Annotated in this window: 11 protein-coding genes and 1 tRNA gene; 6 read left to right on the top strand and 6 right to left on the bottom strand. The window is 70.0% G+C overall.

Annotated features, from left to right (window positions below; genetic code table 11):
• Window positions 1–141: 141 nt before the first annotated feature.
• The gene (locus FrCorBMG51_RS09650; protein WP_047222748.1) at window positions 142–1,683 is read right to left on the bottom strand and encodes a TIGR02677 family protein; all 1,542 of its coding nucleotides are present in this window, start codon (window positions 1,681–1,683) and stop codon (window positions 142–144) included.
• A 626-nt stretch (window positions 1,684–2,309) separates the two neighbouring features.
• Between FrCorBMG51_RS09650 and FrCorBMG51_RS09645 the strand changes: the two genes are divergently transcribed.
• From FrCorBMG51_RS09645 to FrCorBMG51_RS09625, 5 genes are all read left to right on the top strand, one after another.
• The gene (locus FrCorBMG51_RS09645; RefSeq protein WP_047222747.1) at window positions 2,310–3,755 is read left to right on the top strand and encodes an ATP-binding protein; all 1,446 of its coding nucleotides are present in this window, start codon (window positions 2,310–2,312) and stop codon (window positions 3,753–3,755) included.
• A gap of 226 nt (window positions 3,756–3,981) precedes the next feature.
• The gene (locus tag FrCorBMG51_RS09640) at window positions 3,982–4,407 is read left to right on the top strand and encodes an ester cyclase (protein ID WP_047222746.1); all 426 of its coding nucleotides are present in this window, start codon (window positions 3,982–3,984) and stop codon (window positions 4,405–4,407) included.
• Window positions 4,404–5,156: a TetR/AcrR family transcriptional regulator gene (locus FrCorBMG51_RS24965; RefSeq protein ID WP_052914514.1), complete on the top strand. Its 753-nt coding sequence runs from the start codon at window positions 4,404–4,406 to the stop codon at window positions 5,154–5,156. The genes FrCorBMG51_RS09640 and FrCorBMG51_RS24965 overlap by 4 nt, the downstream gene beginning before the upstream one ends.
• On the top strand, window positions 5,153–5,617 hold the full coding sequence (locus FrCorBMG51_RS09630; RefSeq protein WP_047222745.1) for a DUF1772 domain-containing protein: 465 nt from the start codon (window positions 5,153–5,155) through the stop codon (window positions 5,615–5,617). The genes FrCorBMG51_RS24965 and FrCorBMG51_RS09630 overlap by 4 nt, the downstream gene beginning before the upstream one ends.
• A 53-nt stretch (window positions 5,618–5,670) precedes the next feature.
• On the top strand, window positions 5,671–6,159 hold the full coding sequence (locus FrCorBMG51_RS09625; protein ID WP_047222744.1) for a nuclear transport factor 2 family protein: 489 nt from the start codon (window positions 5,671–5,673) through the stop codon (window positions 6,157–6,159).
• A 155-nt stretch (window positions 6,160–6,314) separates the two neighbouring features.
• On the opposite strand, the gene FrCorBMG51_RS09620 is transcribed toward FrCorBMG51_RS09625, so the two are convergent.
• From FrCorBMG51_RS09620 to FrCorBMG51_RS09610, 3 genes are all read right to left on the bottom strand, one after another.
• A tRNA-Val gene (locus FrCorBMG51_RS09620) sits at window positions 6,315–6,386 on the bottom strand.
• Window positions 6,387–6,618: 232 nt separating this feature from the next.
• Complete coding sequence (locus tag FrCorBMG51_RS09615) at window positions 6,619–6,987, bottom strand: hypothetical protein (protein ID WP_047222743.1); 369 nt, start codon at window positions 6,985–6,987, stop codon at window positions 6,619–6,621.
• 37 nt (window positions 6,988–7,024) lie between these two features.
• On the bottom strand, window positions 7,025–7,483 hold the full coding sequence (locus FrCorBMG51_RS09610; RefSeq protein ID WP_047222742.1) for a peroxiredoxin: 459 nt from the start codon (window positions 7,481–7,483) through the stop codon (window positions 7,025–7,027).
• A 661-nt stretch (window positions 7,484–8,144) separates the two neighbouring features.
• Between FrCorBMG51_RS09610 and FrCorBMG51_RS26570 the strand changes: the two genes are divergently transcribed.
• Window positions 8,145–8,543, top strand: a complete 399-nt coding sequence (locus FrCorBMG51_RS26570) for a DUF4234 domain-containing protein (RefSeq protein WP_047222741.1) — start codon at window positions 8,145–8,147, stop codon at window positions 8,541–8,543.
• A 544-nt stretch (window positions 8,544–9,087) separates the two neighbouring features.
• Here the strand turns inward: FrCorBMG51_RS26570 and FrCorBMG51_RS09600 are convergent.
• Together FrCorBMG51_RS09600 and FrCorBMG51_RS09595 are read right to left on the bottom strand one after the other, a co-directional pair.
• Window positions 9,088–9,525: a DUF3052 domain-containing protein gene (locus tag FrCorBMG51_RS09600; protein WP_047222740.1), complete on the bottom strand. Its 438-nt coding sequence runs from the start codon at window positions 9,523–9,525 to the stop codon at window positions 9,088–9,090.
• Window positions 9,526–9,711: 186 nt separating this feature from the next.
• Window positions 9,712–10,116 carry a YjbQ family protein gene (locus tag FrCorBMG51_RS09595; protein WP_047222739.1) on the bottom strand — a complete coding sequence of 135 codons (405 nt, stop codon included), beginning with the start codon at window positions 10,114–10,116 and terminating at the stop codon, window positions 9,712–9,714.
• Window positions 10,117–10,321 lie beyond the last annotated feature (205 nt).

The following is a 10,321-nucleotide window of genomic DNA, read 5'->3' as shown; positions in this document are numbered from 1 at the left end:
CGATCGGCTTGCGCCGCCGCCGCACGACCGCGAACGCGTCCGGGCTGCTGGCCGCCGTCAGCAACGGGCTGCCGAGCAGCAGCCGGATGCCCCGGGCGACGTCGACGCGCTCGTCCTGGACGTGTTGGTTCGCCGACGAGCTCACCGCGCGGCCTCGCTGGGACGCGCGCGCTGGCCGACGAGGATGATCTCGACGACGTGGTCCGGGGCGGTCAGCACACCCCGCGGGGTACGGATCATCGCCAGCCTGCCGTCACCCGTCGGCCGCGCGACGATCTCGACCCGCCCGTCGGACGTCGTGGCCCGCCGCGCGCCCGAGCTGTCCAGCGGCCCGTCGAGCGCATGCCCCAGCAGGTCCAGCAGGTATGACAGCTCCTCATGGCCGAGCTCGGCCACCGCGGACAGGCGGATCGGCCCGTCCGTTCTCAGCCGCCGCCAGATGGCCTCCAGTTCGGCGCGCTCCCGCCGCGCCCGCTCCTCGCGCGCACGCCGGACGGCCGTGACGTCACGGACCCGGCCGGTCCGGGAGAAGCGCTCCACCCGGCCCGCGCGCCGCAGCAGCGTCGACACCTCCACCGAGGGGGCGTCCGCCCAGCTCACGCCGGTCGGCACCAGTTCGGGGTCGGCGTGCCGCAGGTGCGCGTGGCGGGCCGGGGCCAGCCCGAACGCCGCGCCCCACAGCCGGTGCAGGTCGTCCTCGGCGGGAGCGGCGGCGAACGCGCGCGCGAGCACGCGGAAGTCGCGGGCCGCGCTCGACGACCGCCGCCGGGACTCGCCGATGCGTTCCAGGGCCGCGAGCAGGGCGACGATCGCCCGCCGCGCCACCGTGTGCAGCTGCTCCGCCCGCGGGCGCGCACCGCCGTCCGGGTCGAACCACAGCCGCAGGCCCTCCCAGCGCAGCCGGCGGTGCTCCAGCCAGGCCGGCGCCGGATCGTCCCCGCCCATCGGCGAGAGCTCGGCGCCCAGCAGCGCGCGCCCGCGTAACGCGCCGACACCGCGGGACTCCACCCGCCGGATCGCCTCGCGGATCTCGTGCGACCGGTGATCGAGGTCGGTGACGAACTCCTGCAGGTAGGCGACGGTGGCCCGCTTGACCTCGTGGAAGGTGTCAAGATCGGCGTTCTCGGCCCGCAGGAGCCGCTGCAGCTCACCGTTGAACTGCTTGGTGTTCACCCGGAGAGCCTCAAGATGACCCTCAAGCTCACTGAGCGTCGTGAAGATCCTGCGGTTCGGCGAAGCCTCGTCGGCCATCAGCGCGTACAGCGCGTCCAGCCGGTCCACGATGGCGTCCAGAACGGCGGTCTGCAACGCGCCCGCCGAGGCGAGCACCGCCAGCGCGTGCTGGACGCCCGCGAACGCGGCCTCCCCACGTCGCGTCAGCGAGTACTGCAGGTTGCCGCGCTCGTACTCGGCGGCGGTGGTGTAGTCCGCGCCGTGGTTCTGGATGACGTCCAGCAGCCGCCATTTGCCCAGCTGCGCGAGCGCGCGGCCAAGCTCGTCCGGACCGAGCTCACGGAAGAACCCGACGGACGCCAGCCGGTCCGAGATGCCGTCGAGGCCCAGCGCGGTCTCCAGCCGCTCGTTCGCCTCACCGAAGACGTGCAGGATCGCCGTGTACAGGTCGACGTTCTGCTCGGTCGCGAACCGGAACATCTCCGGTGGCACCCGATGCGTCGAAGTCATCCAGTCACCGCCATGGCACCCCACCACCGGCCGCGCTCAGTGATCCACCGAATGTCCCACCGTAACTGACGAATCCGAAACTAACAGGCCCGACCCCAAGGCCGACCACCCGGCCCACTCTGATCGACACAGCGACGGCCTCCTCCGGACATCCTTGGCCAGGATGCGCGGAGACAGCCACCGGACGAGCTCACAGCCGTCACCGACCACGCCGACACAGTCGCGTTGGATCACGATTCACCGGCGTGCTGTTTTACAGATGATCTATGTGCTATCTCCATGGTCAACTGCGTGCTAAATCCTTGATCATAATCGTCTGTGCATGCATACGCCCCTCGCCTGCTCGACACAGAGCTTGCTGGCCAGATACCAAGGCGGACGCAGTCACCCCAACATGAACACCCACCCAGATCAGGCCCCAGCGTCACTACTCAGCACAACAGATCATGACTTTGTGTGATCTCATCGAGATCCTGGCCACCGGCCGTCCCAGCAGCAGACAAACAGCCCTGCCCGGCACACAGAGAGGGACCGGCCAGAGGTAACGGTCAGGACAGGGCGGCGTTCGATAGTATCGCTGTCGATAGTATCAACAGCGGTAGTATCCCAGCCGGCAGGCGGTGGCCATGGTCGATTTTGTGGGGCGGGAGCGGGAGCTGGCCGCGCTGGACGGGCTGCTGCGGGCGGTGGAGGCGCAGGTCGGATCGTCGCGGCCGGGCAGGTGCCTTCTCGTCCGTGGGCGGCGGCGGATCGGCAAGTCAAGTCTGGTCGAGGAGTTCGTCGACCGAGCCGATGTTCCCGCGGTGTTCTTCACCGCCGCCGGGGCGTCCGCCGACGTCGAACTGGAAGCGCTGCGGGAGGCGGTCGCCGCGTCCACGCTGCCGGAACGGACGGTATTCGCCGACTCGGTGCCCGGGAACTGGAGCGCGGCCCTGCGGCAACTGGCCGGGCTCCTCCCCGACGACCGCCCGAGCATCGTGGTGATCGACGAGGTGCCGTACCTGATGGACCGCGTCGACGCGTTCGAGGGGGTGCTGCAACGCGCCTGGGACAGGGAGCTCAGCCGCCGGCCGGTACTGCTTGTGCTGATCGGATCGGACCTGTCGATGATGGAGGCGTTGGGCTCGTACGGGCGGCCGTTCCACCAGCGCGGGCAGGAGATGGTGCTGGGCCCGCTCAACCCCGCCGAAGTCGGGCAGATGCTGCGACTGGGTCCGGCCGAGGCGTTCGACGCGGCGCTGGTGACCGGCGGGCTGCCGCTGNNGGTGACCGGCGGGCTGCCGCTGATCTGCGCGGCCTGGCCGGCGGGTGGGGATCTGTGGTCCTTTCTCGCCGCCGAACTGGCGAATCCCGTCTCCGCGCTGCTCGTCTCCGCCGAACGCTCGCTCGCCGCCGAGTTCCCCGGCTCGGCAAACGCCCGAGACGTACTGTCCGCTATCGGCAGCGGAGAAAGCGCGTTCACCAACATCGCCCGTGCGGCCGGCGTGATGGCGCACACCAGTCTCACCCGCTCGCTCGAACTTCTCGTCAGCAAACGGATCGTGGCAGCCGAACTGCCTGTCTGGACCATTCGCTCGAAGGAACGCCGCTACCGGGTCACCGACCCCTACCTGCGGTTCTGGCTACGGTTCATCGGCCCGTACCTGCCGGAGATCGAACGCCGCCGCGGCGACCTCACCCTGGCCCGGATCCGCGACGGGTGGACGTCCTGGCGCGGCCGGGCGGTCGAACCGCTCCTGCGCGACTCCCTCGCCCGCCTGCTGCCCGACCAGACGCTGCCCGCCGCCCCCGCCGTCGGCTCCTACTGGAACCGGCCGAACACCATCCAGATCGATATCGTCGCCGCCGACCGGGAACCGGTCGCCAAGGAGCTCTACTTCCTCGGCTCCATCAAATGGTTGGAACGCTCCGCGTTCGACCACCACGACCTCGCGGTGCTACAGAAATACCGGGCCGCGCTCACCGACGAGCCGCTCCCCCTCGTCGCGGTCAGCCGTGGCGGAGTCACCGCCACCGGCCTCACCGCCATCTACGGCCCAGCCGAACTCATCACCGCCTGGCAGACAACCTGAGCAGACGGAATTCGCCAGCCCGCCGTCCGACGAGGCGCAGACCGCGAACCGACGCTCTCCGGTAACACATGACGCCTCGGAGTCATCCAGTCGCCACCATGACCCCAACACCGGCCACGCTCAGCGATCCGTAAGGCTTCCCGCGTCCTGTCTCGTTCACTCTTGACCGATCTGGTTACGGCGTACACGCTGGTTACAGCGTAACCATGACGACCGGAGGGGAACCATGACCACGAGCAGCACACAACGGCGGCCCGGGACGGTCGCGCACGCGTTCGCCGACCTGATGAACGATCACGATCCGGACGCGGTTGACGGCTTCATCGCGGCGGACTACATCAACCACAACCCGTTCGTCGAGGACGGGCGCGAGGCGAACCGGGTGTTCTGGACGCAGTGGTTCGCCGCGTTCCCGGACACCGAGGTCAGCCTTGACGACGTCCTCGTCGACAGGGACCGGGTCGCCGGCAGGTTCACCTACCGGGCGACGTTCCAGGGCCCTTTCATGGGGCTGCCACCGACCGGGCGCGCGGTGGTGATGCATTCGATCGATATCTGGCGCGTGGTCGACGGCATGGCCGTGGAGCACTGGGACCAGCTCGACGGGCAGGCGTTCTTCGCGCAGCTGACCGGAGACGCCGACAACCGATGACGATCGACGCGCAGGACGGCCAGAACGGCCCGGCACCGACGCGTGCGCGGCGGCGCCGAGAGCGGGAACGCGCCGCCGCTCGCGAGGCGATCCTGTCCGCCGCGCGGGAACTGGCCCGGAGCGAGGGCTGGGAGACGGTGACCATGCGGCGGCTGGCGGAGCGCATCGACTACTCCACGAACTTCTCCTACCGCTACTTCACCGGCCGTGACGACATCCTGCTCACCCTCATCCGCGACGGATTCGCCCGGCTGCGCGACGCGATGGACACCGCAGGCCGACGGCCGGCGGCCGAATCCGCCGCCGAGGCGTCCGACACGGACGTCCCGGACGGCACAGACGTCGCGGCCATCCGACGGGCCGCACACGCCTACCTCGACTTCGCCCTGACCGAACCCGACCTGTACCAGCTCATGTACGGCCTGGGCGGCGTGCGCATGCCCGCCGCCGACACCTGGGTCGAGGGGCAGGCCGTCGGCGACGTCCTGACCGGGCTGCTCGCCGCCGCCGGCGACCGGCAGCCCGAGCAGCACGTGCTGCAACTGTGGGCCACGGCGCACGGGCTGGTCGCGCTGCTGGTCGTCGGCCGCGTCGACGTCGACTCCGCCGCGCTGCACGCCCTGCTCGAGGAGGCGCTGACCGACTGCCTCACCCGCGCCCTGCCCGCACCGGCGTCACCCGCATCACCCACGTCACCTCGGCACAGCGGCCGATCAGCAGCGGAACCGACTGGAAAGAGGCAGTTGTGAGCAGCCTGGCCACCGCCGCCGCGCTCGTCGCAGTCGCGGCTGCCGCGATCATCTATGGCACCGACGTCTTCTCCGCGCTCGTACTGCGCCCTGCCGCGGTCGATGCCGCTGACGCCTCCGTGGCCGACCTGCTCGGCCGGGTCCACGAGTACGGAGATCGCCGGCTGCCCGTGCCCGGAGCGGTCTCCGTCCTCGCCGCGGCGCTCGCCACCGTGGCCAGCGACACCAACCCCGCGCGCATCGGCGGCGCGACAGCGCTGGCCGCGCTGCTGGCCTGGCTCGCGATCTACGTACGCGTCAGCGCACCGATCAACAGACGGCTCCGCGCGGCCGCGGCCAACCACACCGTCCCGGCGGACACCCGAGCCCTCCAGCAACGCTGGGACAGCGTCATCTGGACCCGGGCCGCCCTGCAGAGCATCGCGCTGGCCGGTCTACTCGTCATCATCCTCGGTCGATGACCAGGAGACCTGTCCAGCGACCACCGTGTCCAGTTACTGGGAGTGTTGTGAACATGGATCCACGGCAGACCGCCGACGCGGTCGCGCAAGCTATGACATCTCGTGACCACGCGGCGCTCATGGCCCTGTACGCCGAGGACATCGTCTTCAGTTCGCCCGTCACCGCCGTGCGGTTCACCGGCAGGGCAGAGGTGGGCGCGCTCATGTCTCACGTCCTCGCCGGTTTCCAGAGCTGGGAACGCACCTTCGTGTTCACCGGCGACGACGAGTGCGTGTTCGGCGCCCGCGGGCGCATCGGCGGCCACGACATCGACCTGGCCGAACACTTCCGTCTGGACCCGACCGGACGCGTGGCCGAGATCAGCATCTATGGACGCCCGCTGGCCGGCATCGCCGCCATCGCCGCCATCGCCGCTGTCACCGCCCCACCGCTCGCCGCCCGCCACGGCCGCAACCGTGAGCGCCTGGTCGGCCGGATCTCCCGCGGACTCCCCGGCGCCCTGGCCCGGGGAGACCGGCTCATCACCCGCCTGGCCCGCTGAAACGCACCCCCGCCGCCGGCGCGGCAACCCCTCAAAAGCCACAAAACCCCCAGAGGTGTTGATCATGGGGGGTCACGGGGGGCTTGGCCCCCCGGCAGACATCGCGGCTGGTAGCGCAGTCGATCGCAGATCGACAAGCAGCCGAAGCCAGCCCGTGGGCGCGGCAGGGATCGAACCTGCGACCACTCGCTTGTAAGGCGAGCGCTCTCCCGCTGAGCTACGCGCCCGGGATGCTCGTAAGCGTACGCAACAGCGCACGGCTGTGGGGGATGGGTGCCACGGAAACCGGTGCCCGGCACGGATGTCGACGTTGTCCACGCCGGGGAACGTCCGTCCGGGCCCGGCGCGGGGTTGCCGACTGTCCGGTGTTGCCGGCTGTCCGGGCGCGCCGCTGGCCCGCGCGTGTGCCCGCTTGGCCCTGCCGCCGGTCGGACGGGCCGAGCGGGCACACGTCACCGGTCACCTCAGGCTGTTGCCCAGCATCCGCGCGAGGGCGGCTTCGACCTCGGCGCTGAGTTCGGGGGGCGCGGGCACCGGCGGTGCGGACGCGCTTCCCGGCAGCGGCGCCGGAACGTGGACCGGAAGATCAGAACCGGCTGGTGCCGGGGAGGTCTCCCGGCCGCAGTCCTGACACGAGATCGAGCCGAGAGCCTTGGCCAGGCGTGTCGAGCCGCAGCTGCCGCAGCGGTCGAGGGTCTGCGACCAGCCGACCGTCTGCTGGCACTGCGGGCAGAACAGCACCTGCTCCCCCGCCACGACCGCCCGCCGCCACGGGCTGGCTCCCCGGGTGGGGTCGGTCTGGCGGGTGTGACAACGAAAGCACGGCATCCTGCAACCTGATGTGACGGGAAAGACCGGGTGCAGCCTACAGCGCGGCGAGCGCCTTGAGGTATTCGGCGTGGTCCCGAGCCTCACCGGGACTGTTCACGATCTTCCAGTGGACGGCACCCTCCTTGTTGATGATGAAGGTCGCCCGCAGGGCAAATCCTTTGCTCTCCTCGAAGACGCCATAGCTGCGCGCCACCTCGCCGTGCGGCCAGAAGTCCGCCAGCAGCGGGAAGTCGTATCCCTCGCGCTCCGCCCACACCTTGTGGGCGTAGGGCGAGTCGACCGAGACCGCGAGGACCTGCACATCGTCGTTCTGGAACGACGAGAGCTCGTCGCGAACCGCGCAGAGCTCGCCCTGGCAGATACCGGTGAAGGTCAGGGGGTAGAACAGGAGCACGACGTTACGCCGCCCGCGGAACTCCGAGAGTGTGACCTCCTCGTTGTTCTGATCACGCAGGGTGAAGTCAGGGGCGATGCTGCCTACGTCGACGGCCACTGGCACATCCTCTCGACAGTAACGGTGTGTATTCGGATAAGGGGCGGCTGGCCACCCGTTCCCAGCATGCCATCTGTTCGGCCCCTGGATCAGGATCCCTCGTGCCGGCGACCGCCCGTGCCGGGTGCCACCGCCCACGACCTCCTGCCGACCTCCTGTCACCTCCCGCGGTTTCCGATCAGTCGTGCGGCGCCGACGTGACCGGGGACTACTGCCCAGATGTCCCGGCCGGTAACATTCATCCCGTCCCGTCGACCCGGATGCGCCTGCGTCACTCGCTCCCGTCCGCTTCAAGCTCCCATCTGTTACATGGGTGTATCCGCTTCCTTCGACAGCGGACACCTCGCGCGGCAGCCGGGTGGTCTGCCGGTGTTGTTCCGATCGGCCCGGATCGGCGCATCCGTCAGGGGTGTATGAAACCGCGGGGGATGTACAGACGACGGCACACGAAAACGCAGGGGGCACGGTGACCGATCAGAATTTCGGTCCGTATGGTCAACACGGATACGGACAGCAACCGCCGGGGCCACACAGTACGAATCCGTACGGCCAGCCCCCGCCCGGGGACCGCCACAACAACCCCGGATACGGGGAGCAGCCCGGATACGGGGCCGGGTACCCCACGTCGGGTGCCCTTGTTCCCGGCGGCCACCCACAACCCGTGGGCGCGGGCATCCGCGGCAAACGACGCAATCCCTTCGCGTCCTGGCTCGGCCTGCCTCTGATCACCCTTGGCATCTACGGCATCGTGTGGGTCTACAAGACCAACAAGGAGCTCAACGCCTACGACCGGCGGATCGACGTCAACCCGGTCCTGTCGGTGCTCGCGGTGACGTTCGGGGCGTTCCTGATCGTGCCACCGTTCGTGGCCGTGTGGCGGCTGGGCACCCGTGCCCGCCAGGCCCAGCGAGCGGCCGGTCTACCCGAACTGAGCGCCGGTGTCGCCTTCGTCCTCTGGCTCGTCGGTGGAGGCCCGCTGTACCTCCAGTACGAGATCAACAAAATCTGGGGCCGCTACCCGGGCTCGCTGGAAGGGCAGCAGGTCCCTCTGTACGCCTGAGCTGTCCGTACACCTGATCGGTCTGCCTGGCCTGCCGGTCCACACGGCGGGGNNNNGCGGGGACGCCGCCCGCCTGCCCGCCTGCCCGCCTGCCCGCCCGGGACACGATCGGGGCGAGTGTGTTGGCGGATACGCTTTCCGGGCCGGTGAGTGTATCCAACGACACATTCTCGTTGATCTTCGATGACGGTCGGCCTCCGGCGGTGGGTTCCCACCGCCGGTACGGCCGCGTGCGAGACGGCCCGGCAGGGGCGCTCGCGGGTGCCCGAAAGCCGGGTATCACTCGCAGGCCCCCGCCGGGCCTTCCGGTCGAACCGGTCACCGTCCGCGGCTGGGTGGGGCCGTCCCCGGGAACCCGGCGCTTGTGGCCCCCCAGCCGAGGCCGGACGGGGACGCCGGTATCGGCCCGGGTCCTCGCCCGTCTGGCTGGTGGTCGTCACCACCGGTGCCAGGGCCCGGCAAGGGATGCCCACGGCGCGCAGGCGGTACTGGCAGCCCGTCCCTCGGCCACCCGGTTGAGAGGGCCCGCCGCCCTGACGGACGGCTAGCGGTGTCGGACCCGTTGGGACTTGGGAGCGGCAAGCCGCATGCCGGCCCACTCGGTGGCGACGCTGACGGTGCTCGTCTGCACCAGGCCGACGGCCGGCACGGCCTCCAGCACGTCGCTGGGCTCCACATGGCCGGCCCGGCCGGCCTTCGGCGTCAACAGCCAGATCACACCGACCTCCGACAACTGGCGGCGCGCGTCGATGAGTGCCTCAACAAGGTCGCCGTCGTCGTCCCGCCACCACAGCAGTACGACATCGACCACATCGTCGGAGTCCTCCGGGACGAGTTCCGTTCCGCTGGCCGAGGTGACGGCGTCGAGAAGATCATAGGCGATGTCGTTGTCTTCGTTGAGCGACTGAACCAGTACCCCGGGCGTAATGCCCAGACGTTCCGCACGCCGCTGACCCTCGGCGTTCGCCGCGGTCGGACTCACCCTCAACAACCTCCTACTCGTGTCAGCTGCCCGCGGGCACGCTGCCCGTGAGCACCGGCTGTACGGCACGGCGGTTGTTCGATCCACCTGCTGCGCGCACCACCGTGGACCTAGTCCACCGGAGCACCCCGGGGCAGCGCAAGTGCCACGCCGGTAGTTGTGGACAAAGGTGCCACCCGTACCGGCTCATCCGGACAGAAACGAGAGTCGAACAGTGCGTTCAGGATTGTCCACGTTGAGATCCACGAGCGCGATCGACTGCCATGTTCCGAGGAGCAGGCGGCCGTCGAGGACCGGCACGGTCAGCGACGGGGAGATCAGCGCCGGCAGGACGTGCGAGCGCCCGTGACCCGCCGAGCCGTGGGCATGCCGCCAGCGGCCGTCCGCCGGCAGCAGTTCATCGAGCGTGGCGAGCAGGTCGGCGTCGCTGCCCGAACCGAGCTCGAGCAGGGCGACTCCGGCGGTCGCGTGCGGAACGAACACCGACAGCAGCCCGTCCCCGCGCCCGGCCACGAACCGACGGGCGTGCCCGGTGAGATCACGGACACACTCCGTCCCACCGGTGTGTACGGACACCGTGGTCGTCTCCATGCTCCGCCCTCTCCCGACCTTCTTCCTCCGCCGCGCTTCCCGCGCGCTTCCGCCTCGCTTCCCCCTGTGCCACCGTCGCCGTGTCACCGTCGTCGTGCCCGCGTCCCCTTCCCCGTCCCATTGTCCCGCTCCGGTCCCGGCCCTGGGATGTCCCACGGATGTCCACGGTGGACGTCCCACGGCGGGCGGTGGGCCCGCTGGAGCC

It is taken from the genome of Protofrankia coriariae, assembly GCF_001017755.1.
Classification (GTDB): domain Bacteria; phylum Actinomycetota; class Actinomycetes; order Frankiales; family Frankiaceae; genus Protofrankia; species Protofrankia coriariae.
This window is presented reverse-complemented; position numbering and strand designations above follow the sequence as displayed.

Excerpts from the sequence above, each read along its gene's own strand:
- FrCorBMG51_RS09625 (WP_047222744.1), top strand. The coding sequence starts at position 5,671 with ATGGATCCACGGCAGACCGCCGACGCGGTCGCGCAAGCTATGACATCT.
- FrCorBMG51_RS09650 (WP_047222748.1), bottom strand. The coding sequence starts at position 1,683 with ATGACTTCGACGCATCGGGTGCCACCGGAGATGTTCCGGTTCGCGACC.
- FrCorBMG51_RS09595 (WP_047222739.1), bottom strand. The coding sequence starts at position 10,116 with ATGGAGACGACCACGGTGTCCGTACACACCGGTGGGACGGAGTGTGTC.
- FrCorBMG51_RS24965 (WP_052914514.1), top strand. The coding sequence starts at position 4,404 with ATGACGATCGACGCGCAGGACGGCCAGAACGGCCCGGCACCGACGCGT.
- FrCorBMG51_RS09615 (WP_047222743.1), bottom strand. The coding sequence starts at position 6,987 with ATGCCGTGCTTTCGTTGTCACACCCGCCAGACCGACCCCACCCGGGGA.
- FrCorBMG51_RS09640 (WP_047222746.1), top strand. The coding sequence starts at position 3,982 with ATGACCACGAGCAGCACACAACGGCGGCCCGGGACGGTCGCGCACGCG.